Annotated in this window: 26 protein-coding genes; 6 read left to right on the forward strand and 20 right to left on the reverse strand. The window is 42.5% G+C overall.

Features of this window, described 5'->3' with window-relative positions:
• Nucleotides 1-282 precede the first annotated feature (282 nt).
• Complete coding sequence (locus CWC03_RS05765; RefSeq protein ID WP_138580947.1) at nt 283-750, forward strand: RNA recognition motif domain-containing protein; 468 nt, start codon at nt 283-285, stop codon at nt 748-750.
• Here CWC03_RS05765 and murI read toward each other — a convergent pair whose 3' ends face one another.
• Entirely contained in the window at nt 751-1,527 is a 777-nt protein-coding gene (murI, locus tag CWC03_RS05770; RefSeq protein WP_138580948.1) for a glutamate racemase, read from the reverse strand.
• A gap of 63 nt (nt 1,528-1,590) precedes the next feature.
• Nucleotides 1,591-2,718 (reverse strand): DUF5610 domain-containing protein, encoded by a 1,128-nt coding sequence (locus CWC03_RS05775; protein ID WP_138580949.1) that lies wholly within the window; start codon nt 2,716-2,718, stop codon nt 1,591-1,593.
• A gap of 164 nt (nt 2,719-2,882) precedes the next feature.
• Here CWC03_RS05775 and trmA point away from each other — a divergent pair, with 164 nt between their 5' ends.
• Nucleotides 2,883-3,977: a tRNA (uridine(54)-C5)-methyltransferase TrmA gene (trmA, locus tag CWC03_RS05780; protein WP_138580950.1), complete on the forward strand. Its 1,095-nt coding sequence runs from the start codon at nt 2,883-2,885 to the stop codon at nt 3,975-3,977.
• Nucleotides 3,978-3,987: 10 nt separating this feature from the next.
• Here the strand turns inward: trmA and CWC03_RS05785 are convergent, their stop codons facing one another.
• From CWC03_RS05785 to ccoG, 5 genes are read right to left on the reverse strand one after another with little or no spacing between them, the layout of a single operon-like run.
• Nucleotides 3,988-4,446 carry a 2-thiouracil desulfurase family protein gene (locus tag CWC03_RS05785; protein WP_138580951.1) on the reverse strand — a complete coding sequence of 153 codons (459 nt, stop codon included), beginning with the start codon at nt 4,444-4,446 and terminating at the stop codon, nt 3,988-3,990.
• A gap of 48 nt (nt 4,447-4,494) precedes the next feature.
• Nucleotides 4,495-5,124 carry a thiol:disulfide interchange protein DsbA/DsbL gene (locus CWC03_RS05790; RefSeq protein WP_010604382.1) on the reverse strand — a complete coding sequence of 210 codons (630 nt, stop codon included), beginning with the start codon at nt 5,122-5,124 and terminating at the stop codon, nt 4,495-4,497.
• 18 nt (nt 5,125-5,142) lie between these two features.
• Complete coding sequence (locus CWC03_RS05795; RefSeq protein ID WP_138580952.1) at nt 5,143-5,766, reverse strand: thiol:disulfide interchange protein DsbA/DsbL; 624 nt, start codon at nt 5,764-5,766, stop codon at nt 5,143-5,145.
• Nucleotides 5,767-5,782: 16 nt separating this feature from the next.
• Nucleotides 5,783-6,757 carry a serine/threonine protein kinase gene (locus CWC03_RS05800; RefSeq protein ID WP_138580953.1) on the reverse strand — a complete coding sequence of 325 codons (975 nt, stop codon included), beginning with the start codon at nt 6,755-6,757 and terminating at the stop codon, nt 5,783-5,785.
• Between the two features lie 49 nt (nt 6,758-6,806).
• Nucleotides 6,807-8,264, reverse strand: a complete 1,458-nt coding sequence (gene ccoG / locus CWC03_RS05805) for a cytochrome c oxidase accessory protein CcoG (RefSeq protein ID WP_138580954.1) — start codon at nt 8,262-8,264, stop codon at nt 6,807-6,809.
• Nucleotides 8,265-8,513: 249 nt separating this feature from the next.
• On the opposite strand from ccoG, the gene CWC03_RS05810 reads away from it, so the two are divergent.
• Both CWC03_RS05810 and CWC03_RS05815 read left to right on the forward strand, forming a co-directional pair.
• Nucleotides 8,514-8,873, forward strand: coding sequence for a hypothetical protein (locus tag CWC03_RS05810; protein ID WP_249313955.1), 360 nt, complete (start codon nt 8,514-8,516; stop codon nt 8,871-8,873).
• The gene (locus tag CWC03_RS05815) at nt 8,873-9,076 is read left to right on the forward strand and encodes a hypothetical protein (RefSeq protein WP_138580956.1); all 204 of its coding nucleotides are present in this window, start codon (nt 8,873-8,875) and stop codon (nt 9,074-9,076) included. Before CWC03_RS05810 ends, CWC03_RS05815 begins: the two co-directional genes overlap by 1 nt.
• A 3-nt stretch (nt 9,077-9,079) precedes the next feature.
• Here the strand turns inward: CWC03_RS05815 and CWC03_RS05820 are convergent, their stop codons facing one another.
• The 13 genes from CWC03_RS05820 to gspC all read right to left on the reverse strand — a co-directional run bounded on the left by CWC03_RS05820 (nt 9,080) and on the right by gspC (nt 21,069).
• Nucleotides 9,080-9,649 (reverse strand): UPF0149 family protein, encoded by a 570-nt coding sequence (locus CWC03_RS05820; protein WP_138580957.1) that lies wholly within the window; start codon nt 9,647-9,649, stop codon nt 9,080-9,082.
• Between the two features lie 106 nt (nt 9,650-9,755).
• On the reverse strand, nt 9,756-10,514 hold the full coding sequence (locus CWC03_RS05825) for a type II secretion system protein N (RefSeq protein ID WP_138580958.1): 759 nt from the start codon (nt 10,512-10,514) through the stop codon (nt 9,756-9,758).
• A gap of 2 nt (nt 10,515-10,516) precedes the next feature.
• Entirely contained in the window at nt 10,517-10,990 is a 474-nt protein-coding gene (locus CWC03_RS05830) for a type II secretion system protein M (RefSeq protein ID WP_138522150.1), read from the reverse strand.
• Entirely contained in the window at nt 10,987-12,192 is a 1,206-nt protein-coding gene (gene gspL / locus CWC03_RS05835; RefSeq protein WP_138580959.1) for a type II secretion system protein GspL, read from the reverse strand. The genes CWC03_RS05830 and gspL overlap by 4 nt, the downstream gene beginning before the upstream one ends.
• Entirely contained in the window at nt 12,189-13,190 is a 1,002-nt protein-coding gene (gspK, locus tag CWC03_RS05840; RefSeq protein ID WP_138580960.1) for a type II secretion system minor pseudopilin GspK, read from the reverse strand. The genes gspL and gspK overlap by 4 nt, the downstream gene beginning before the upstream one ends.
• Nucleotides 13,187-13,825: a type II secretion system minor pseudopilin GspJ gene (gspJ, locus tag CWC03_RS05845; protein ID WP_138580961.1), complete on the reverse strand. Its 639-nt coding sequence runs from the start codon at nt 13,823-13,825 to the stop codon at nt 13,187-13,189. Before gspJ ends, gspK begins: the two co-directional genes overlap by 4 nt.
• Nucleotides 13,825-14,202: a type II secretion system minor pseudopilin GspI gene (gene gspI / locus CWC03_RS05850; protein ID WP_138580962.1), complete on the reverse strand. Its 378-nt coding sequence runs from the start codon at nt 14,200-14,202 to the stop codon at nt 13,825-13,827. The genes gspJ and gspI overlap by 1 nt, the downstream gene beginning before the upstream one ends.
• Nucleotides 14,199-14,792: a prepilin-type N-terminal cleavage/methylation domain-containing protein gene (locus CWC03_RS05855; RefSeq protein ID WP_138580963.1), complete on the reverse strand. Its 594-nt coding sequence runs from the start codon at nt 14,790-14,792 to the stop codon at nt 14,199-14,201. Before CWC03_RS05855 ends, gspI begins: the two co-directional genes overlap by 4 nt.
• 3 nt (nt 14,793-14,795) lie before the next feature.
• Nucleotides 14,796-15,221: a type II secretion system major pseudopilin GspG gene (gspG, locus tag CWC03_RS05860; protein ID WP_026001105.1), complete on the reverse strand. Its 426-nt coding sequence runs from the start codon at nt 15,219-15,221 to the stop codon at nt 14,796-14,798.
• Nucleotides 15,222-15,285: 64 nt separating this feature from the next.
• Nucleotides 15,286-16,512, reverse strand: coding sequence for a type II secretion system inner membrane protein GspF (gspF, locus tag CWC03_RS05865; RefSeq protein ID WP_010378505.1), 1,227 nt, complete (start codon nt 16,510-16,512; stop codon nt 15,286-15,288).
• On the reverse strand, nt 16,512-17,999 hold the full coding sequence (gene gspE / locus CWC03_RS05870; protein WP_171040210.1) for a type II secretion system ATPase GspE: 1,488 nt from the start codon (nt 17,997-17,999) through the stop codon (nt 16,512-16,514). Before gspE ends, gspF begins: the two co-directional genes overlap by 1 nt.
• 91 nt (nt 18,000-18,090) lie before the next feature.
• A complete protein-coding gene (gene gspD / locus CWC03_RS05875; RefSeq protein ID WP_138580965.1) occupies nt 18,091-20,157 on the reverse strand; it encodes a type II secretion system secretin GspD in 2,067 nt (688 codons plus the stop codon).
• 27 nt (nt 20,158-20,184) lie between these two features.
• Entirely contained in the window at nt 20,185-21,069 is an 885-nt protein-coding gene (gene gspC / locus CWC03_RS05880; protein WP_138580966.1) for a type II secretion system protein GspC, read from the reverse strand.
• Between the two features lie 276 nt (nt 21,070-21,345).
• Between gspC and hslR the strand changes: the two genes are divergently transcribed.
• On the forward strand, nt 21,346-21,756 hold the full coding sequence (hslR, locus tag CWC03_RS05885; RefSeq protein ID WP_010378496.1) for a ribosome-associated heat shock protein Hsp15: 411 nt from the start codon (nt 21,346-21,348) through the stop codon (nt 21,754-21,756).
• An 11-nt stretch (nt 21,757-21,767) separates the two neighbouring features.
• A complete protein-coding gene (gene hslO / locus CWC03_RS05890; protein WP_138580967.1) occupies nt 21,768-22,613 on the forward strand; it encodes an Hsp33 family molecular chaperone HslO in 846 nt (281 codons plus the stop codon).
• The last annotated feature ends 251 nt before the right edge of the window (nt 22,614-22,864 follow it).

Genomic DNA, 22,864 nt, shown 5'->3' on the forward strand with positions numbered 1-22,864 from the left:
CATGACCCTAACTCGTTGCTGCTTTGCTTTTCAGCGTAGCGCCCCGTGTCAGTGGGGTCGCATTATAGGGCGATCCGATTTTAGTGCAACCTTTTTTTTGATCTTTTCGATCGTTCGAACAAACATTGACCAAAACCCGTTTTTTAGTATAAAAACCATGCAAAAAAGGACAAATCTTACTATCAGAACTATATTAATTATTGCGAAGTTTAATTAACTCGTTAAGATAGCTAACTCATTTGTTAAATTAATGTTTAACCTTCTTTTAATTGGTATATTTATATGAAGTCTTTTGATCATAAAGTAATTTTGATCACTTTGGTTATTGCAGTAGCGAGCTTTTTCATTGTTGATCTTGCATTAAGCTCTACTCAGCTCGACGCTGCTCTTATGCTTGCCGTAGGTATTATCATCGGTGGTGTAATAAGCCAGTTTTTAAAAAGTGATACACAACAAGAAAAACAATCAAACTTATCAACCACTACATTATATGTAGGTAATCTACCATATCGAGCCAATGAACATGTTGTCCGCGAGCTTTTCGAAGAGCAAGGACAAGTATTTTCAGTTCGCCTACTTAAGGATAAAAACACAGGCAAGCGACGTGGTTTTGGTTTTGTTGAGATGTCTAAGCAAGATGCTGAAAAGGCGATTACTCAACTCAATGAACGTGAATTTCAGCAGCGTACATTAAAAGTAAGAGAAGCTAAGCAAAAGCCTGAAGGTGAGATGGATCACTCACCCGCTTAATTAGTCTTTATTTAAATTAATAATAGAGATTGCTTCTTTATTACCTATTACTGGTGCCGTTGCATAGAAACGCACTTCCGATGCACTCGGCACCTTTTCCCCTACTACTATTTGACTTCCCAACAATGACACTGCGCGGTTGGCTATTGCTTTGCCTGAATCAACCAGCTCCACATGCTTCTGTAAGCAATTCTTGATATCGTGAGCTATCAAAGGAAAATGTGTACACCCCAACACTAGCCTATCAACAGTGGCTGGAATGTTAAGCCGAGCTATTTCCGCGCACAGTGCCTCTTTATCCAACTCATTATGCCAATAAAAGTGCTCAGCGATCCTTACAAGCTCCGTTGAATGCAAAGTTTCAACTTTGCAGCCTGAGGTAAAATCCATGATGAGCTTATGTGTATAAGCATTATTTGACGTTGCCGGTGTTGCCAATAGTGCGATGTGCTTGGTCTTTGAACTGGACGCAGCAGGTTTAACAGCAGGAACAACACCTATAATTGGAATATGGGTATATTTTCTGGCTTCTTCTAATGCGTATGTTGAAGCGGTATTACATGCAATAACGATAAGATCAACATTGCCCAAGCATTGCTGTTGCCAACAAATAAGTCCCTTGATACGTGATTTGATTAGCTCTTGAGGCTGAAGGCCATATGGGAGAAAAGCGTTGTCCATAACATAGCTGAATGAAACATCCTGCAAACATGCCTTTAAGTGCGACAGCACACTGGTGCCACCTATCCCCGAATCGAAAACCAAAATATGCGACAAACTTCATTCCTCAAATCAATGGAGCATGAAGTTTGCCACGAGTCCTCGCGAAAATAAACTCGCTTAGCTTGTTTGTTTTTGCTCTACCTGCTCTTTATTTAATTCATTCAGTTTACTTAAAAAGCTACTTGCATAATCCAAAAACTCATTTAGTCTCGACTGACCTTCATTCATCCAAGCAAGCAGGTTTGGCAACTCATTATCGGCATTAAGTCCCTTAGCTTGCTCTTGCACATCTGCTAGCTGCTTATTCAGTGGCATAAATGCCTTCTCTAACTCTTTCATTGGATTGCCTTGCTGATATTGAGCAATCGCAGCAGACGTTTTACTTTGTCTTAGATCCATCGTGAAATTAGTGATCTGATCTGAATTTAAACTAAGCGACTTTGCTAAATCGAACGCTTCATCGTATTCACCACCGAAAAAAGAGTCACTGACATTACGGATATCTTCCATCATATCGTTAATTGCCTGCTGCTCCTCTTCGTTCAACTCACCATTTACCTTAATTGAGAAACTGACTTCGTGAGAGGACTTAGTGCCATATGCCATGCCATAATCATTACCTTTTTGAGCGACACTCGCAGCAGCCCCCTGAGAATATGCATCGGAGAATGAAATAACGACTTCATCTCCTTCAGCTGTTGTAAATGCATATTCAGCTTGATTAGAGAGGCTCGCAAACTGCGCGGCACTGATCGCTAATGCTTTTGGCGACTTTTCTTCAAACAGCTCTTTTTCAAAATCATCTAAACCTTTAAAAATCCCTTCTCGTGATTTTTCAATACCATCTTCGATGTCGGAATTAAAAGCCCCCATGCCTTTTAACTCTTCGCTGGCTTCATCTATCCCCTGAAGCACGCCCTTACGTGCCCCATCGAGCATGGATTTCAATTCGTCATCATTTTTGCCGTCGACTTTGGCTTTCTTCACTGCACCCTGAACAAAATCGAGTACATTTTTGACAATAGATTCAAAATCAAATAATGGCTTGTCTTTTTTGTCTTGTGTCGGCTTCTCAATCCCCAACGCTTCTGCAAGCTTATCATCAAGAATTTTTGCAGCTAATTTGGATTTATCACCCGCATAGCTGTCTGAATTAATTTGGATATTTGGTCCTATCCCTTTGCTCTTTCCAGGCTTATGCTGCATCGCTGGATTGAGCAACTGATTTAATTGCCCGATTTTCATGGTATGCCCTCCAATATATTAGTTAGATTATCGGCATATTTGCGCAAAGCTAAAGTATAATGATTAAAAAAACAGCAAACCAGATGCATCAGTGATGCTAGACTGGACAAATTAGCAACGCTCCCTAAAATAGCGCCTCTTAATTCAACATAGATGGTTTTAGCATGGCAGTAATAAAAATTGATGATTCAGCATACGAGCAACAGTTAGCGGATAAAGCTGAGCGTATCACAACACAATTTGCACCGTTTAATGCACCTGCACTTGAAGTGTATGAGTCTGCATCTCGCCATTACCGCCAACGCTGTGAATTTAGAGTATGGCATGATGGTGAAGATCTGTTTCACATCATGTTTGACCAGCAAACAAAAGAAAAGATCCGTGTTGATAGCTTTGATCCTGGTGCGCCGCTTGTCAATGAAATGATGCAGGTGATGATACATCAGCTGAAAGGCAACGAAATATTGCGTCGTAAGCTGTTTCAAATCGACTATCTCACGACGCTGAGTGGGGAAGTACTGATCAGCTTGCTTTATCACAAGCAGTTAGATGAAGCGTGGCAGACTGCCATGCAGACATTAAGAACCGAGTTGCAGCAAACCTACAAAGTTGATTTTATCGGTCGTGCTAGAAAACAAAAGGTTGTGTTTGGCAATGACTATGTAACTGAAAAACTAAGCGTTAACGGTAAAGAATATATTTATCAGCAGGTTGAGAACAGCTTTACGCAACCAAATGCGGAAGTGAATCAGAAAATGCTAGCTTGGGCACAGTCTATTAGTGAACCGCTAAGCAACGATCTGCTTGAGCTTTATTGTGGTAACGGTAACTTTTCAATTGCATTGGCAGGCTCATTCAATAAAGTGCTGGCTACTGAGATCTCTAAATCATCGGTAAAGTCTGCACAATTTAATATTGCAGCAAATAAAGTCGATAACTTAGATATTATTCGCATGTCGAGTGAAGAGTTTACACAGGCCATGAAAGGGCAGAAGTTTTCTCGATTAGATGGGATTGATTTACAGTCCTATGATTGCCAAACGATTCTTGTCGACCCACCTCGTGCAGGTATGGATGAATTGACCTGTCGATTAGTTAGCAACTACGACAACATTATTTATATCTCATGTAATCCAGACACGTTAGAACGTGATTTAGCCTTATTATGTGAAACACATAAAATCGCACGTATGGCGATTTTCGATCAGTTCCCTTATACCCATCATATTGAATCAGGCGTTTACTTAGTGAGAAAGTGATCTCTAACGATTAACGACTGGCTGCCATCACTGTGATAAGTGCTGGCAGTTGAGTTTCGCTAAAAACTTGAATACCGGATTGCTGTAATAAAGACGCAGTCAGCCCCTGCCCTACTATTTTTTTACCTGTATGACTACCATCGTAAATCAGATTGCTGCCGCAAGACGGACTGGACTCTTTTAACAACGCAAACTTTATATCGTGCTGAAGGCAAGCCGCTAGCGCTTTTTTAGCACCGAGTTCAAACGCGGAGGTAAAATCATCGCCATGTTTACTCAAAACTTTACCATCTGCTATTTCAGCCGATGGACGAGGTGTTGGTAAACCACCAGATACTTCGGGGCATAGCGGTAAGACCCAATTTTTTTGCCGCCAATACTGCAAGGTATTGTCTTGAAGGCTTTGTGAAGAAGCGTCATACCTCACCGGATAACCTAATAAGCAGCTAGAAACTAAAACTTTAAACATAAAAAAGCCCTGCAATAATTGCAGGGCTAGTCTAATGCAAATTAGATTTTATTTCTTTGCTAAATAATTCACCAAAGCAGCAATTTGCTCTGGCTTAGTCGTACCAGATTCACGAAGTAATAGCTTGTATTTGCCATTTACCACGAACATAGGTACCCCTGTTAGCGCGCCTTTATCAGAAAGAGTCTTTTGCATACGTTGCATTTTTGAAGCTTTAGTACGAACAGAGAAACTGGCATAAAGTTTATCAAACTTCTCTTCTTCAACACCTTGTGCAATAAAGATATCTTTTACATCAGCAAGTTCATTGATTTTTGCACGCTTGCCATGGATATGATTAAACATGGCTGCAACTATCTTGTCTTTTTGTGGCAGCACTTCAGCTGTTGCAAGTGCTTGTGCCAACACCTGTTGGATCTCAGGCTCTCTTGGACCGACAAAATCTATATGGCTCTTTTTAAACTTAACACCCTCGTCCAGTTTTGGTTTAACGTCAACGATTAAATTTTCCATTGCGTTACATGCTGGACAATAAAAAGAAAAATATTCCATTACCTCAGGCTTTTTCGTGCCACGCTCGGCAATAACTTCATAATGCACACCCTCTTCAAATGGCGCAGCCTGAGCAAGAAGAGGAAGCATTAGTGCAACCGCTAAGCCTTTTAATACTTTCAACATAATAACTTTCTCCAGTCCTTATTTTTTTAATAGATATGCAATCAATTCATCAAGCTGCTCTTGACTCTTGATACCTTTCATTTCGATTCTGTATTTGTCGTTTACGATAAAAGTTGGAACGCCTGTAAGCGCACCCGCTTCAGAGAACTTATTTTGTGCTTTAAGCATGTTATTTTCAGCACTCACGACTGGCATACTCGTTACAGCCTGATCAAACTTTTCAGCAGTAATCCCATTTAGCTCCATTAGCGTTTTTAAATCTCTAATGTCTAACAGTTTGTTTCCTTCAACATGAATAGCATTGAAAATCTTCTCAGCAATCACATCCTCTTTGCCTTCTTGCTCAGCAATAATATAGGCATAGCTAAGATTGCTCTGCGTTTCTGTAGGAATACCACGTAGGAAGTTTACATGGCTTTTTTCAAAGTACGCTCCCTCAGGTAAGTTCTTTTTAATCGCTTTTGCAATTGGCTCAAAGCGAAAACAATGAGGACAGTAAAAAGAGAAAAATTCAGTCACTTTCTCTGATTTACTCTGTTCGGTTGTTAAGGTTGTGTAGTGCTCACCTTCGGTAAAGTCTGAAGCCATCGCAGCAATGGGCAAAAGTAATGCGATAAGTGCGACTTTTAATTTTTTTAGCATGTTACTCTCTCTAATTTTAAGGAAATAGGCTCAAACTTGGTTCATCTAATGCGGCAAATTGCTCTTTTAAGGCTAGGATCTGTTGTTCCCAGTATTTGTCTGTCGCAAACCAAGAAAAGTTCCGTTCGAATGCAGGATCCTGCCAGCGCTGTGCCAACCAAGCCATATAGTTAACCATTCTCATGGCGCGTAGCGGCTCAATTAACGCAAGCTCTTTTGTATCAAACGGCATAAATTCTTCGTAACCCATAAGTAGTGTGTCTAACTGTACCAATTGCTCGTTGCGGTCACCATTTAACATCATCCACAAGTCTTGTATTGCAGGCCCTTGCTGACAATCGTCAAGATCCACCAACATCAATTGGTCTCTAGACCACAATAAATTTCCAGCATGACAATCACCATGAAGCCGAAGCGTTTTGGCAACTTGATACTTTGAGGTTGCTTTGTTAATAACTTGCTCAAGAATAGTAACAAATGGAGTATGTAGATGACTAGGCACTAACTGGCTTTTTAGCAGTGTTTGTTGTGCATCAACCAAAAACCGCTGAGTATTGAGCTGTGGTCTATGTTCGAATGCTCGCTCAGCCGACAAACAATGCAAGCGTCCTAGGTAGCGACCTAAAATTTCTAAGTGATCTAGATTATCGAGCTCGAACTGGCGTCCACCAACACTTGGAAACAACGTGTAGCGATAACCTTCATAAAAATGCAGACTACGCTCAGCAATAAGTAAGGGCGCCACAACTGGCACTTCGGCTTCTTTTGCTGCCAGCGCGAATTCATGCTCTTCAAGAATTTGTTCATCCGTCCAACGCGCTGGGCGGTAAAACTTCACCACATAGCGCTTGCCATCCTCAGCGCCAAATTGATAAACACGGTTTTCATAGCTGTTTAAGGCCAATAATCCCGTTGTCGGATATATCTCAAGTGCCTCAATCGCATCTAAAATAAGATCCGGTGTCAGTGCGTTAAAACTAAAATCGTTCATAATGTTTATAAAAAAGCGAGGTTTTATACCTCGCTTTTACCTTACTCTATTATCTTCCTTTGAAGAAATTGGTCGGCTGCGCCAGCCGCTCTTCAGGATCATCTTGGTTAATAAGCACAAACTCAAATTCAGTCACTGGCTTTTTCAAATCATATGGATCAATCACAACAGAGAGTGGCACATCTAATGTCGTGCCTGCAGCTAAGTGCACCTCTTGTTTACCGATCACCTGATAATTACTTAGACCCGTTATTGCAATAGAAAATTTCTGCTCAACTTGCGCTTTGTTTATCACTTTCAAGGTATAGGTATTTTCTACTAACCCCTCAATATTGACACGATAAAGCTGATTTCTATCCCGAATAATATCAAGATCCATCGGTTTACGCATCGCAATGTTCGCAACTAATGCACCAGTGATAACGACCAGAATCATTAAATAACCGATTAATTTACCACGTACTGGTTTGGTCTTTTCGCTGGATGATTCTAAATTGCGCTCTGTAGTGTAAGCAATCAATCCACGAGGGTAGTTCATCTTATCCATAACACCATCGCAGGCATCAATACACGCACCACAGTTGATGCATTCATATTGCAAGCCATTACGAATATCGATACCGGTAGGACACACCTGAACGCACAGGTTGCAATCGATACAATCTCCTAGACCTAGCGCTTTTGGATCTTGCTTACGTCCTCGAGGACCTCGGCTTTCACCTCGTTCGCTATCATAGGCGACGGTAAATGTGTCCTTATCAAACATGGCTGATTGAAAACGAGAGTAAGGACAGATGTGTAAACACATGATTTCCCTCATCCAACCGGCATTACCATAAGTACAAATGGTAAAAACAACAATGCTAATGACGGAATAAAAGCCTGCAGAAAAAGTAAGTAAATCAGGGATCAACGAGCGGATTGGGGTAAAGTAACCAACAAAAGTGATTGCGGTATACAGTGAGAAGAGTATCCAGCTACCGTGTTTTGCGGTTTTTCGCCAAAACTTGTCAAAATCCATCGGTCTCTGATCTAGTTTTTTCCGCTGATTTGCCGTTCCTTCAAACTTTTCTTCAAACCAAATGAAGATAAACGTCCAAACAGTTTGCGGGCAGGTGTAGCCGCACCAAACCCGGCCATAGAAGGTAGTCACCAAGAACAGAGCAAATGCCGCTATCATCAGAATAAAAGCAAAAATAGTCAGATCTTGTGGCCATAGAGTCATGCCAAAAATATTAAACTTTTGCTCAAAAATATCGAACAACACCGCCTGGTGACCGTGAAAATTTAACCAAGGTAAAGCCATAAATGCCAACATACCAATAAAACCGATACGCCTTCTTAGCAGTTGATGTAGGCCAGACACCGCCCGGACATAGATGCGATTACGAGGATTAAAACGATCGGGCGTAGAGCTATTGAGCGATTTCCCTTCAGTGCCACCTATTGGCTTTTGAATTTTTACTTCAGACGGTATGTTTTTAACCTTGATTCTTTCGTTCTCCATGGAAGCTCCTTAGTGCTTTGGAACGAGATGCACTTGCTACAGTGACCTTGAAAAATACAGGCTAAACTATTGCAATGTGCCCCATGACATAGTTCAGCGCTTACTATTATACGCTTTGAAACTCTATAATTAATAGTAAGTTGAGCTAAAACCCACCATAAATGATGAGAGACTTGTTGCGACCTAGCAGACAAGTTTATTACACTAGGAACAAGATTTTTGTTAGCTAGATCAAATCAGCGTCAGATTATGAAAAAATTCTTAGTATTAGCCATTATAGTCGTTGCTCTGTTTACTGTGGATCACCCATTGATTAAAGAGCCAAGAGATAGATTACTCGGCCAAGGCGTTGAAGTGCTAAGCGAGTCCAGCAAAGTACAACGCAGTACGGCTGCAAGAATCGCCAGAGCCAATGTCGTAAAAACAATTACCATGACAGATGATGAAAAGCGCTATATTGAAGAAGCCCTTGCAACAGATGAAAAAGTAAGGCTTTTCCACCTCAAGTATTGTAAAGAAAGCGACTATAACTTGTATTTTTACGGCCCAGATCTCGTCAAAATCTGTGAAATTGCAGAGCAAGCCATTCATGAAGCAAAGGGATTATAATGGATTTTAGTCAATTAAATAAAAAGTCGGCGAAATCCTTTAATGATCAAAAAGCGCTTATCAAAAAGCTTAGCCAAGGACGTGTAGTCAATTGCCCAGACTGTCAGCAACCCATTGTGCTTAGTTTGAGCCAATCGACACCAAATAGAGCTGTTGCTCAATGCCAACAGGGTTGCACATTTATCGAGTTAGACCTCGCGTAAAGGCTATTCAAATAGTCCACTATTCACTGCAGCAACTTCGACTAACTCAGCATAAGAAGCGGCAAACTCGGCAGCCAATTGCGCTTGAGTGAGTTGAAACTCGGTCAGTGACTGTCCTACTTTGTCGCAATAAATCGTTAGCTGTTGCTCACCAAGTGCAAAAAGCCCCAGTTGTTCTGTGCTCACTTGCAAAGCTTGTTTGATATCGTCAGCGAGCGGACTGGACATCAATTGCTCATAAAAGGGCGTCGCCGCCATTAAAAACCCTTCGGCCCAATTAATTTTTTGCTCAAGTGGTGTTTCACCGTTCCAAGGCAATTGAAATTCAGTTTCGTATACCTGCTCAGAAATCTCATGATGTAAAGCCATCAATGCAAATGCAATACTCTCATCTAATTCGGGATCAGCGTTGGTTAAAGTCTTAAGCCACTTTTCAACCTCAATACCGTTTGGGTCTATACAGGTAGCAAATAAATATCCTTGTAAAAAAGCAATATCAATAGAAAGCTTGCGCGCAGAAAAGTAGTTTTCTAAATTCAGCTGATCAGCTGCAGTAAAAGAGAAGTCGTGCATAGTGTTGCCTTGAACTTAGGCGCCGTATCAGCGCCTACAAAAATGCTTTTATATTAATAACTAATTTGAGATTAAATTAATTAAAGTCTGATATGACAGAAGTATATTACAAATTGACTGGGTAGCGACCTTCGCCATCCGGTCTCCCCAAAAACTTAACAGCATCGTGTACTTCTTTTGGTAGACTCGCATCTGGCTTGATATTACCAGACACGCGAAACTGGAAATTGGCAGCTAGTGTCGCATCAGCCTGTAAGCCCAAGCGATTTTCAGGGTCAACAACTACGGCAATATCTCCTGATTTACAATCGAGTTGACCACTGAGATCACCAATACTAAACCAACCATTCATGCCTTTAACATCAATATTTGGACTACTTATCTCACCATTTAGCCCTTCACAGTAAGGTGCACCACTTTGGTACTCCTTCACATTGACGATAACACGCCCTTTGGCATCAACCGGCAATGGCAGGGTCACTTGATCCATGGCCTGTTCAACACTGAAGCGAAGTGAGGCATTATTTACCGTCACTGATTTACTCAGTAAATTCGATGAGAAAGTGGCTTTTCCTGAGATTTCATTTTTATCTCTCGCATTACCAAACTGTACATTGCCAGCTAAATCACCGAGTAGTAATGCCGTTGGTTCAAGCTCCCACTTAACCTGATTCAATTGAATGTTATTGAATCTCACACCGCTTACTTGACCATGCCAAACAGAACCATTTACTGCGCCTAGCTGCAAATTAGTGGGCAATTGGCCTTTGAAAACTTGCAGCAATACCGCAGCAGGCATAGTGAAAGCACTAAAAATAATAAATGCGAGTAAAAATATAATGAGTAGAGATAGTGTTTTTTTCATAATTATTTCTCTAAAACCAAGCGACTAACACGCACAAAGCCAGGTAAATTCCCTTGTGTAAGGTCTAGGTTTTCTACTTTTACTCCATGCTTATTTGTCAGTTCATCTATCCAAGCAACAAGTTTATTAAATTCCACATCATCGATGGTTAAACGCAAACTTTCGCCACTAGGTTGCATTTTGCTGATATCAATTTGAAAACGGCCACGAGTGTTATTGACTATCTGGCTGATATTACCGCCGCTGATCACCTGTGCAGGACTACTAGTTTTCAGCTTATTAACACTTTGACCAACCCAATTTACGAGTTCGTGATTACGTTTTAGCTTAGCTTCGGCATCGCTGACAGCCTGATTTAAAGGTTTGAATATACCCATTATCAGAACAAAAACGACAAAAATAACGCCAGCAACGATCAACAATTTTTGTTCTTGCTCTTTTAAACCACGCCAGTAATTAACTGCTTGCTGCTTCATGCTGCACCTCGAATACGAATTTCACCGACCACAAAGTCACCATCATTGTTCAAGGCTCCCTGTTCAACGCTCACACCACGTTGCTCTAAAATAGCTTTGACCTGACCAAACACCTGAAATTCTTTTGCGCGCGCTCTAATTCTGAGCTCATTCCTACGTTTGTCGTAGCGCAGTGTTTCAGGAGCGAAGGCATCGACCTCTTCATAAATAGCCACAAAGTGATTAGTTAATTCGAGCAAACCGCCCTGCTCCGTGCCAGATAACGCATCAAGCTCATTCTGGATCTGCTTTTTCAATAAGTGCGGACGCACTACTTTATTTGGAAATGCCTGTTGATACATAGCGACCGCTTGGGTTTCTAGTTGATTAGCTTGATGACTTATCACATACAGCTGAGTGCCTTTAATTGCGATAAAGCTCACTACTGCCACGCTCGCCGCAATTAGACCACTGCGCCAATCACGCCACCACTGCGGCTGCTTTTTCTTCGCAGCGAATCGCCCTTGACGCAAATTAAAATCAATATTTGATAGTGATTTAGCAAAGATGGCTAAAGGTAAATCGTAATCTTGTTGTTGCGCTGTAAGTGTTATCGTTTCTGAGAAATCGCTTGCAGGGCTAAAGTGCGCCAGCTGTTCAACACCCGCAATGGCGAGGTACTCATTAACCCAGCTAAGCTCAGCAGTACCAACTTGCCAAGCATTGTGCTTGAATAGCCACTGCTGACCTAACTGTACGGCACTAGTCATACCTTCATGAAGGGGAAGACATAAAGCATCCGGTACCGCTTTATTTATACTGATCCCGGCGTCATCGAAGGCACTAAACCAACTTTGTAGCCAACTGCTATCACAAATCGCTACATCGATGGTATGTGTGTCAGCTTTCATGCCCGGTTTACCAATTGCGATAAACAGCGCATCAATGTCGGTCGCGACATGTTCCTCAAGCATAAACGGTAAGGCTTGTTCAAGTTTCCTATTCCATTTTGCTGGTAACTCAAGCGTGCGTAATTGCACCGCCGTCGCTGGTAGCAACAAAACAACCGGTCTTGTTTGCGCTTTTTCGGCGAGAGTAGCAAGTTGTTCACTCCCTTCTAGTTCACCGCTGGCAATAATTTGTTGTTGTTCTGTTGACCACACTAACCAGTGTATTGTCGCCTGGTGTGACTGATCCACACGGATCAATAATTGTTCTGTCACTCTACGCCTCCAAATTTACGAGCAAGCACGTACGCTTTACCATCTTTTGTTTCTATAATTGATGTGAGAGAAAAGCGTCGCTCATCAAACACAGCTGTTGCTCGCAACTGAAAATAATTGCTGTTAATCGTAAAAATTTTGGAAGTCTTGTTAGGATCTTTAACCCCTTGATTCGCGACTTCCGTGTAAAATTCGTTGATATCTGTAAAACCTTTTTTTGGTCTTGCAGAAATAATAGCTTCAGCACCCGACTTCGATAAACCAGGTATAAGCGCACTGAGTAAAAGCGCTTGTTCTGGCAATATTGTATTGACGTTTACCGCAAGCTCCTCACTTCCGGGGATCACGCAAACATAAGGCTTAATCTTTTCCATCACCAGCGGATTAAAGCCCTTAATCACTCGTAGTTCACTAACAGACGCCATCAAATTATTAGCCGTTAAATAAGGCGTCTGATTAGACATATACTCGTCTTCTTCTGCTCCTGAGCGATAAGTAATGCTATCTTCGTCAAGCCAATCATACACACTATCAGCAAGAGCTTCCTCGCTTTCGTTACTCGGCAAGTCCTCAATATTCTTCAAAAGTTCCAATAGCGCAGCATGAGCTGGGTTCGTATTCTTTCCACCAATCTGCCGACCACCTTGGTCATTTCCGTTTGTTTGTGACTTTGCTCTCAAGGCATTCAGATTTAAACATGCCTGTAAGTCTGTAACTTTACCGCTCAACGTACCATGGTCAACAGGGTAAGGTACTTCTTCACGGGCCCAAGGCTGGTCTAGATTAACGGTATCAGGATCATCTTTTTTTGCTTGTATCAACGCTCTTTTAACCAACTCCTCAGCACCGTAGCTATACCACTTAGCTTGTTGCTGAGTTTGAATATTCGAGGCCTTTTGTACCTGCACCATTAAACTACTCGCCATTTCAGCGGCGATTGTCGCTGCCAATGCAACGATGAAAAGTACGATGACAAGTGCCGCACCTTGCTGCTTCATGGCTGTTGCCCCTTATCATCAGCGACACCGCTGCCTGGCGTTAAAAATAAACGGCTTATTGGATCCGAGTCTTTTCTTTGCAACGTCACTTTAATCGCTTTAGGTAACGATTTAGACTTCCAATCAGCTTGCCATTTTAGTTTGTCGTCCAAAAATTCAAACTTTAACTCTTCGACATCTTCCAAGATGACCTGTGCGCGCGGCTCTGTTCCATCTAGCTGATCAACATATATTCGATAGATACGCTCAAGCTTGTCATCGATAACCCGGTAGCCCACAGCCTGCAGTTCAGAGCGAGGCAATAAACTGATAGGGTTAGTCCAACCATCACGAACAAAAGCGATACCATCATATTGGCTCTCAAGCTCATAACGGCCATGGATGATATAAGTTGGGCTAAAATCCCCAGCTTCATTTCTGACTTCTCGCTTAGTGATCTGATTAAAATCCTGATCCATCAAGCGGAAAGTTGTTTGTAAACCTTCAATTTCGGCTATTTTTTCCGCTGAAGCAGCTTGGGCCTTCAACGTTGAATCTAAAATTTGATGAGTCGCCGTCACCACCACCGCTAAAATAGCCAGTGCCAACAATACTTCTATTAGCGTGAAACCACGCTGAGGTGTATACACTGTCACTACTTACTCCGGTACATAAAAGTGGTGATGTCATACACTGAGTTTTTGAGTTCAGGTTCGCGGAAAACGTGCACGGTGAGCTTTACAAAGCTAGGATCTGCGGTTTGTTGAATATGCTGTTGCCAATACCAAGTGACCCCAGCCATTTCCTCTTCGCCTTTGTTACCATTCTTTCCATGCCAGTCATCGCCTTGCGCGCGCAAAAATACCAAGCGATTTTCTGCCACCCACGACGCGTAGGTCTGCTCTTCAAGCGAGCTGATATGGTTTATATGTTCACTTGTTGCTTGCATTGCAGCAATACCAGCGACAGCACAAATACTTAGCGCAACCATGACTTCAAGTAAGGTAAAGCCTAAGCTTTTGCTAGCGCTCATTCTTCCGGTTCCCGCTTCAGCCCTACCGGCGCCATAAATTCGCCTTCGACAAAAAATATTGGCTCCTGCAGCTCTTTATTTTCCACACTTAATCTAAATGCGCTGACTTCACCGGAAGATAAAATAAGCACTTGCGGGATCTTGAGCTTTTTAAGTTCAAGTAAATTATCGTCGTCGCCGCCACTCATCAACTCTCGCCAATTTGCTTGCTCGAGTAAGTTATCTTGAGACCAGGGCAGATCTTCTAAGATCAATTCCACTTTGTACTGCTCAGGCAGCTCAATTGGTTTGTAGATATCGTCAGCATCGAAAGTTCGCCACTTCTCACCGTCAAAAACCAAAAACTCAATCACACCTTTATCTAAGTGAAAACCAAGTTCAACCTGATTTAGTACTGCAAATTCTGACGCGAGATTAATCGTCCCCTGCACACGCATAGCCATGGTCTCGAGCTCTTCCTCATCACTATCACTAACGGTATAAGTAATGAGGTTTACTGAAAAAGCAATAATCACCAAGACAATAAGGACCTCAAGTAAACTGAAGCCCTTTACCTTAGCTAATGCCGGTTTGTGCAGAGGTGCTAACATAGATTAACGTTCGTCTTCCGTATCCCAGTTACCGATATCGTCATCAGTTCCAACTTCGCCATCCGGCCCCATTGAAAAGATATCAATTTGGCTCATTTCGCCTGGGCTTACTAATTGGTAAGGATTACCCCATGGATCTTCAGGAAGCTTAGAAATAAAGCCACCTTCAGGGAAACGTTTTGGTACTGGGTCAATATTTGTTTGCGTTACCAAAGCTTCCAAGCCTTGCTCTGTGGTTGGGTAACGTTTGTTTTTTAATTTGTACATCTTCATTGCGTCTTCAATCTGACGAATATCTAGACGTGCCTTTTCTTTTGCTGCTTCTTCTTGTTGGCCCATCACGTTAGGCGCAACGATAGATAAGATCATACCGATGATAACAAGTACCACCATCACTTCTAATAGTGAGAAACCTGATTGTTTTTTCACAATGTTTACCTCAATGCTGTTATTGATGACCATGCAAAAACATGCGATGGCCTTTCCTTTTTGACTACAATCCTACGGCTTTGTTCATCGCCATAATAGGCTGAAGAATCGCCATAACTATAAACAGTACAATAATTGCCATCGTCGCTATCATCGCAGGTTCTAGCAACTTCAGCGAGACATTTACCATACTTTCAAATTCTCTTTCTTGGTTATTCGCTGCACGTTCAAGCATCTGTTCTAATTCACCCGACTTTTCACCGCTGGCAATCATGTGCAGCATCATAGGTGGGAACATTTTAGTCTGTTGCAACGACGCTCTAAGGCTTGCACCTTCACTCACCCGAGTCGCTGCTTCTGCAACGGAGGCTTTGATTTTTTCGTTCTCAAGTACTTGACCTGAGATTTTCATGCCCTCAAGTAGCGGAACAGAACTCGATGAGAGAATACTTAAAGTACGCGCAAATCGTGCAGTATTCACGCTACGAGTTACCTTCCCCAGACCAGGTAAACTCAGCAGCTTGCTATCATACCAAAAGCGGATCTTAGGTTTTTGTAATGCTTTTTTAATCGCGTAGGTGCCAATGACAACCACTGCCAACGTGATCATCCAGTAGTTTTGTACAAAATTACTGGCAGCCATAACCCACTCTGTTGTCCAAGGCAGTGCTTGCTTAGACTTCTCAAAGGTCTTCAAGATTTTTGGTACTACCGTTCCCAACAGAATGGAAACAATCGCGATAGCAAAGATAACCAAAATAATGGGATACACCATCGCTTGCGTAATTTGGCTACGCATATGTTGACGCTGCTCAGTGTAATCGGCCAAGCGATTTAGTACTTCATCTAAGTGCCCTGACTTTTCTCCAGCGGCAACCATAGAGCGGTACAAGTGATCAAATACGTGAGGAAACTCCGACATACCATCTGCAAGTGTGTAACCTTCAACAACTTTTGATCTTACCGCCATCAGCATACGCTTTAACCTTGGCTTTTCACATTGCTCAGCCACAGCCATCACCGCAGCTTCAACGGGTAAAGAAGATTGGATCAAAGTCGCCAACTGGCGTGTGATCAAGGCAAGGTCTGATACCGAGGGACGGTAGCCTTTAAAAAGCGTAAAGCCACCGCTACTTTGGTTTTTATCTTTCTCCGCAGCAGGCAAAACTTCAAGTGGCATCATGGCTTTTTCTCTCAGCATCTGCCTAACTTGCTTTGCCGTGTCTGCTTCTAAAATTCCTTTCTTCTCTTTGCCTTTACCATCTAAGGCGCGGTATTCAAACGCAGCCATTAGCCTTCCTCACGCGTTACACGCATTACTTCTTCTAAGGTTGTTTGGCCAGCAAGTACTCGCGAACAGCCATCTTGTCGGATGCTTGGCGTACGCTTACGAATATACTTCTCTACCGCCTGTTCACCTTTTCCATTATGAATCAGTTCACGGATAGGCTCATCAACGATGAGAAGCTCATGAATACCTGTACGGCCTTTGTAACCATTGAAGTTACACTCTTCACAGCCGACTGCACGGAAGATTTGCGTGCCACTGTCTTTGGCCACACCCAGTAGTTCACATTCTCGTTCATCGGCCAAATGCGCTTCTTTACAGTTAGGGCAGAGCGTTCTTACCAATCGCTGTGACAGCACGCCTAGTAGTGATGAACTTAACAGGAATGGCTCAACTCCCATATCTTCCATACGCGTGATAGCACCAGCGGCCGTATTCGTATGCAGTGTGGATAATACCAAGTGGCCGGTCAAAGATGCTTGAACACCAATTTGCGCGGTTTCTAAATCTCGGATCTCACCAACCATCACCACATCGGGATCTTGACGTAGGATCGCACGTAAACCTCGAGCGAATGTCATATCCACTTTTGGATTTACTTGTGTTTGGCCAATGCCTGGGATCTCATACTCAATCGGATCTTCAACCGTTAAAATATTACGATCTTTAGAATTGATTTGTGTCATGCCGGCGTACAAGGTCGTACTCTTACCTGAGCCCGTTGGACCAGTAACCAGTATGATGCCGTGAGGCTTGGCTATGATCTCTGCAAACGCATCGCGATTTGCTTGGGTCATGCCCAAATCTTCGAGATTTAATCGCGCATTATTTTTGTCTAGTAGACGCAGCACCACTCGTTCACCAAAGCTTGATGGCATCGTCGATACACGCACATCCACGGCTCGCCCCGCAATCCGCAGGCTAATACGGCCATCTTGCGGCACCCGTTTTTCTGCGATATCGAGCTTGGCCATTACTTTGATACGAGACACTAATAATGAAGACAACTTACGATTTGGCTTCAATACTTCTTTCAGTACACCATCAACCCTAAAACGAATAACCAGTTCTTGCTCAAAGGTTTCGATATGGATATCCGACGCACCTTCTTTTATCGCTTCACTCAACATGGCGTTAATGAGCTTGATGATAGGCGCATCATCATCCGCAGCAAGCAGATCTTCTGTTTGTGGCAATTCTTCAGCAAGCGAGAACAAGTCCATCTCGTTGCCAATATCTTCCATCATCTGTTGTGTTTCTGAACTGTCTCTTTGATAAGACGCTTCAAGCATATGCTCAAAACGTTCTTCATCTAATGCTTCGAGATGTAATGTTTTGCCTGCAACGCGACGTACTTCCATCAGCGTTTCAAGATCAAGCGTGCCTTTGTGAAAGAGCTTAGCTTGATCGCCATCTGGACTCAGTAGTACGCCTTTTCGACGTGCAAACGAAAATGGCAAACGTAATGTGATTGTGGGGACAGGCGGCATTTCAGCCACCTCATCTAGTATTGGCTCTACGCTTTGAAGCTGCGCTGCCATCTCTTCAGCCTCAGCTCCTAAATCTGGCGTGACTTTTTCATCAATCATTTTCACGCTCTTTTCTATTTTGCTCTTTCAAGAACTCTTCATACGTCGGTGGCAGAGTAAGCTTGTCGTCCCACTTAGGAAGGATTGGCGTATCTTCAAATGGCATTAACTCGATACCATCTTCTCTTTGTTTATGTTGCTCACCACGGATAAAGTTATATTTTGAATGGCTAATCTCGTTCATACTGCGGCTATCACGTACAATAGTCGGACGGATAAAGACGAGTAAGTTACGTTTTTCCTTTTTAGTCCCTGTTGATCTAAACAGGTGACCTAACACTGGAATATCCCCTAATAGTGGTACTTTAGACACACTTTCTTGAACGGTTTCGTCAATCAGACCACCTAAGATAACCATGCCGCCATCATCAGCGATAACCGTGGTATTGATAGCGCGTTTAGCCACTCGAATATCCACCGACGTCGCACCTTTCACGCTTGATACTTCTTGTTCTATCGTCAGTTGAACCGCTGAACCATCGTTAATCTGAGGGGTTACTTTTAATTTGATACCTACTTCTTGACGGTCTACCGTTTGGAATGGGTTTGAGTTATTGTCGTTTGCAGTAGAGCCAGTCACGATCGGTACTTCTTCACCGACGATCATGGACGCTTCTTCGTTATCCATAGTCGTAACTGACGGTGTAGCTAGAATATTTGAGTTGGTATCCGTGGTTACTGCTTGAATGATTGCACCCCAATCATTCTTCACAATACCAGCCGCCAGACCATTGATATTTTTCAGTAGGCCTGCCAAGCCGCTATAATCTCCGCGCTCGGTAGTCGTGGTATTAGATACATCATTATCATCTGTTCCAACGATAGTTCCTTTAATCTCTCTATCGCGAGCTTGTTCAGCAGCAACAGCTAGTGAACCGATCGGAACGGTATTGCCATCATTAAACTGTAGCATCCCGCCTTTTTCAGAGATCCACTGTAAGCCAAGGTTAATCCCATCGGCTTCAGAAACCTCAACAACGATCGCTTCAACCAGTACTTGAGCTCGACGAATATCTAACTTTTTAATCACCTGAGTTAATGAGCGCATTGTATCTGGTTGTGCGGTAATCACCAGTGAGTTTGAGTCTTCGTGCGCCTCAATACTGGTTTCATTTTTGCTACTACTGCGAGTTCTTGCTTGCTGACCTGCAGCTTGTTCTTCTTCAATTGATTTACTCACGCCTTGAAGAACCTTAACCAAGTCTTCCGCTTTTGCGTAATTCAGATAGAAAACCTGAGTATTGCCCTGAGATTGTAATTCATCATCTAAACGCTTGATGAGTTCAGCCGCGCGACTACGTGCCTGTGATTCACCGCTAACAATCACACTGTTGGTTCGAGTGTCTGACACAATTTTCGGGATAAGGAAGTCTGGTACACCGCCTTTCCCTGAGTCTTGGAAAATCTTTTCAACGACTTTAACAACATCTTCAGCAGTGGCATGCTTCAGCTTAACGATATCAACACGCTTATCGCCCGCTTGGTCAACCGTTTTGATAATATCAACAAGGCGATTCACCGAGGATGCATGGCCGGTTAGCATCATCACGTTTGCTGAATTTAGATTGGTTACGTGACCACCATCTTTTTGGTCACTGAATTGACGAATAAGTGGACCAAGCTCTTGCACACTAACGTTCTTCACGCGAACAACGCGTGTTACCATTACGTCACCATTCCCTAGCTCTTCACCAGATACCAAAGGCACGTTCGACTTTTTACCATCAGAACTACGAACCACCTTAAGTACACCGCTATCCATTTCAATAACTGAATAACCATATACTTCAAGCACGTTTAAAAAGAACTGATAATACAGTTTTTCATCCATCAGCTCATAACTGCGAACATTGATATTACCGCGCACGTTAGGGTCTATGATGATAGTTTTATTCAGCTTATCACTAACGATATTAATGAATTCATTAATATCAGTACCTTTGAAGTTCGCGGCATACTCAACCGCAGAAACAGAAAGTGAAATACCAGCAGCAATCAAGAGCGTTGCATACTTAGCTAACCCTTTTTTGGTTTTTGTGAGGTGTAGCTTTTTACCCATTATTCTAAAACTCCAAAATTAGTAACTTTACAGGCTAAACTGCACATCCATCACCTGACCGTCTCGCTCGATCGTGATGTTTGCATCTGTGCTCGTTCTAAGTTCATTTATAGCTGACATAGCCTGTTTCATATCCGTAAGCTGAAACCCATTAATTGCGATTGCTAAATCATTCGCTTTAAGCCCCACCTGTTCGAACAATTCAGGATCCTTTCCAGGTGAGAGGCGATAGCCAATAACTTCGCCGTTACGCTGTTCCGGAGCAATCTTAATATAATCAAATAACTTGCCTGGATCGCTGAGCAATTCCTGGCGACGATTAGCTAGTTCATTTTGAGGTGGGGTCGGTGAAGTTGTACTGTTGACAATTTTCTTTGGCTTTGTTGGCATCGCCACAGTGCGACTAAACTCTATGCCATCTAGCATCAGCGTTTCAAAACGCCCACTAACGTCCAAAATCACACGATCAGGCAGTACCCGGGCAAGCTTTGCACGAGTACCTGTGATTGGCGCATCAACAGAATAGGTCTCTTGACGCCCCTGAGATTCAATAATAGCAAGACCAGCGCCATCATCTTGGCTGACGGCTACGATACCAGTTAGCCTAACGTTAAGCGTTGTTTCTGGCGCATCAGAAACCACGGGCTGTGGTTTGGTATCAGACTTAGCATTTGCCTCACCAAACAAGTTTTGAGCGACAATTCCTTGGCTTGTGATACCGCTACTTGATTGACTATACAGTTGTGATGCGGGGAGCAAGGGTTGTGTTTGTGGCACAGGCCATAACAACCAAAATAATTGCGAAAAGAGAAACGCAACGTAAACAACCGACAGGACAACAATGATACGACTCAATTTTGCATGAGGCAAACCAAGCCAAAACTTCTGAAGCTGTTGTAACTGTAATTCCATATAATACTTTTCTTATTCTCTTGAACGCCCCAGTGTACCGCCTCGAAATTTTTTCAACAAGCGTGCATTTGTTAAACTTTTAATTAAATAGGTACACCGTAGGCCAATTAACTGAATCTAAACTTAACCTTGGAACATAGACACACGTATTAGTTCATTTTTTAGGTAAAGTGCGATTAACTCACAAGTTTAGTGCCTGTCATCTACTTTGTTTGCATAACGAAATATGCTAAATTTATCAGGTTAAATTTCACACTAGCAAATAGTTAACGAATTGTGACAAAACTCCAACAGGAAAACAACCAATCTGAACAGAAAGTTCGTATTGATAAGTGGTTATGGGCTGCTCGCTTTTACAAAACACGAGCGCTTGCCCGCGATATGGTCCAAGGTGGCAAAGTACATTACAACGGTCAGCGCTGTAAACCAAGTAAAACGGTTGAAGTCGGCGCGGTAGTGAAATTGGCCCAAGGATATGAAGAGAAAGAAGTAACCATACTCAAAATCATGGAAAAGCGACAAGCGGCTCCTATCGCTCAAACTCTTTATGAAGAGTCTGAGGCGAGTATTGAAAAACGAACGCAAAACGCGTTGGCGCGCCAAAACAATAGCTTGTTTGCGCCTCGTCCCGCCACTAAGCCGGACAAGAAACAACGCCGTGAATTACTTAAATTGAAATCAAACTAGGATTTTCATTGATGCAGACTGATTTACTTCACCGTTATATTTTCGACAAGTTAGACGTACGTGGTGAGCTTGTACAAATAGAACAGACTTTTACTGACATCATTAGTGGTCACAACTACCCAGAGCCTGTACAGCAGCTATTAGGCGAGTTATTGGTTGCAACCAGTTTGCTTACCGCTACGCTAAAGTTTGAAGGTGACATTGCTGTCCAGCTTCAAGGTGATGGCCCAGTAAAATATGCGGTTATCAATGGTAATCACAAACAACAGATGCGCGGCGTAGCTAGGCTGCAATCTGAGGTTTCAGGATCATCTGTACCTGAGCTCATGGGCAAAGGGTATATGGTTATCACCATTACGCCGACAAAAGGCGAACGCTATCAAGGTATAGTTCCGCTTTCTAAAGGATCACTTGCTGAATGTTTAGAAGAGTACTTCGAGCAATCAGAGCAATTGAAAACCCGTTTATGGTTTGCAACAAGCCTAGTTGGCGATAAAGTGAAAGCAGCAGGTCTGTTTTTACAAGTACTGCCTGTCAATAAAGAAAAGTCTGTTGCCGATTTCCAACATCTTGAAGCACTAAGCGATACGATTAAAGATGAAGAGCTACTAGATTTAGACGCCAATACCGTACTAACAAGACTGTATCACGAAGACAATCCTCAACTTTTTGAGCCACAAGCTATCTCGTTTGTATGTGGATGTAGCCGTGAAAAAACCGAGAGTGCGCTGGCCAATGTCGGACTAGAAGCCTTGATGGAAGACTTGCAAAAACACGGCGAAGTCAATATTAGCTGTCATTACTGCTTGAAAAACTACGTTTTTAACGAGCAAGATATTAAATTGCTATTTAATTAAGTTGCGCTTTAGCCCTTAATTACAAAATGAAACCGCCATTTTTGGCGGTTTTTTTATGGCTATTGGGTGATACCGGTGTCATAAAACATACAAAAGTTATGACACCGGTATCATTGAAATTATTCAAGTTTTTTGACGTTTTTATGTAATTTTAAGCACTCTAAAGGCTCGAATATCTCAATTTCATCTGTTACTATAAATTTAGCTAAGGGCAAAAGTACCCCAGAGCTATCCCGTTCAACTATCACTTT

The sequence above is a fragment of the Pseudoalteromonas sp. S2755 genome (assembly GCF_005886535.1).
Taxonomy (GTDB): domain Bacteria; phylum Pseudomonadota; class Gammaproteobacteria; order Enterobacterales; family Alteromonadaceae; genus Pseudoalteromonas.

Excerpts from the sequence above, each read along its gene's own strand:
- CWC03_RS05765 (WP_138580947.1), top strand. The coding sequence starts at position 283 with ATGAAGTCTTTTGATCATAAAGTAATTTTGATCACTTTGGTTATTGCA.
- CWC03_RS05775 (WP_138580949.1), bottom strand. The coding sequence starts at position 2,718 with ATGAAAATCGGGCAATTAAATCAGTTGCTCAATCCAGCGATGCAGCAT.
- trmA (WP_138580950.1), top strand. The coding sequence starts at position 2,883 with ATGGCAGTAATAAAAATTGATGATTCAGCATACGAGCAACAGTTAGCG.
- CWC03_RS05785 (WP_138580951.1), bottom strand. The coding sequence starts at position 4,446 with ATGTTTAAAGTTTTAGTTTCTAGCTGCTTATTAGGTTATCCGGTGAGG.
- CWC03_RS05790 (WP_010604382.1), bottom strand. The coding sequence starts at position 5,124 with ATGTTGAAAGTATTAAAAGGCTTAGCGGTTGCACTAATGCTTCCTCTT.
- CWC03_RS05795 (WP_138580952.1), bottom strand. The coding sequence starts at position 5,766 with ATGCTAAAAAAATTAAAAGTCGCACTTATCGCATTACTTTTGCCCATT.
- CWC03_RS05800 (WP_138580953.1), bottom strand. The coding sequence starts at position 6,757 with ATGAACGATTTTAGTTTTAACGCACTGACACCGGATCTTATTTTAGAT.
- ccoG (WP_138580954.1), bottom strand. The coding sequence starts at position 8,264 with ATGGAGAACGAAAGAATCAAGGTTAAAAACATACCGTCTGAAGTAAAA.
- CWC03_RS05810 (WP_249313955.1), top strand. The coding sequence starts at position 8,514 with ATGAAAAAATTCTTAGTATTAGCCATTATAGTCGTTGCTCTGTTTACT.
- CWC03_RS05815 (WP_138580956.1), top strand. The coding sequence starts at position 8,873 with ATGGATTTTAGTCAATTAAATAAAAAGTCGGCGAAATCCTTTAATGAT.
- CWC03_RS05820 (WP_138580957.1), bottom strand. The coding sequence starts at position 9,649 with ATGCACGACTTCTCTTTTACTGCAGCTGATCAGCTGAATTTAGAAAAC.
- CWC03_RS05825 (WP_138580958.1), bottom strand. The coding sequence starts at position 10,514 with ATGAAAAAAACACTATCTCTACTCATTATATTTTTACTCGCATTTATT.
- CWC03_RS05830 (WP_138522150.1), bottom strand. The coding sequence starts at position 10,990 with ATGAAGCAGCAAGCAGTTAATTACTGGCGTGGTTTAAAAGAGCAAGAA.
- gspK (WP_138580960.1), bottom strand. The coding sequence starts at position 13,190 with ATGAAGCAGCAAGGTGCGGCACTTGTCATCGTACTTTTCATCGTTGCA.
- gspI (WP_138580962.1), bottom strand. The coding sequence starts at position 14,202 with ATGAGCGCTAGCAAAAGCTTAGGCTTTACCTTACTTGAAGTCATGGTT.
- CWC03_RS05855 (WP_138580963.1), bottom strand. The coding sequence starts at position 14,792 with ATGTTAGCACCTCTGCACAAACCGGCATTAGCTAAGGTAAAGGGCTTC.
- gspF (WP_010378505.1), bottom strand. The coding sequence starts at position 16,512 with ATGGCTGCGTTTGAATACCGCGCCTTAGATGGTAAAGGCAAAGAGAAG.
- gspE (WP_171040210.1), bottom strand. The coding sequence starts at position 17,999 with ATGCCGCCTGTCCCCACAATCACATTACGTTTGCCATTTTCGTTTGCA.
- gspD (WP_138580965.1), bottom strand. The coding sequence starts at position 20,157 with ATGGGTAAAAAGCTACACCTCACAAAAACCAAAAAAGGGTTAGCTAAG.
- gspC (WP_138580966.1), bottom strand. The coding sequence starts at position 21,069 with ATGGAATTACAGTTACAACAGCTTCAGAAGTTTTGGCTTGGTTTGCCT.
- hslO (WP_138580967.1), top strand. The coding sequence starts at position 21,768 with ATGCAGACTGATTTACTTCACCGTTATATTTTCGACAAGTTAGACGTA.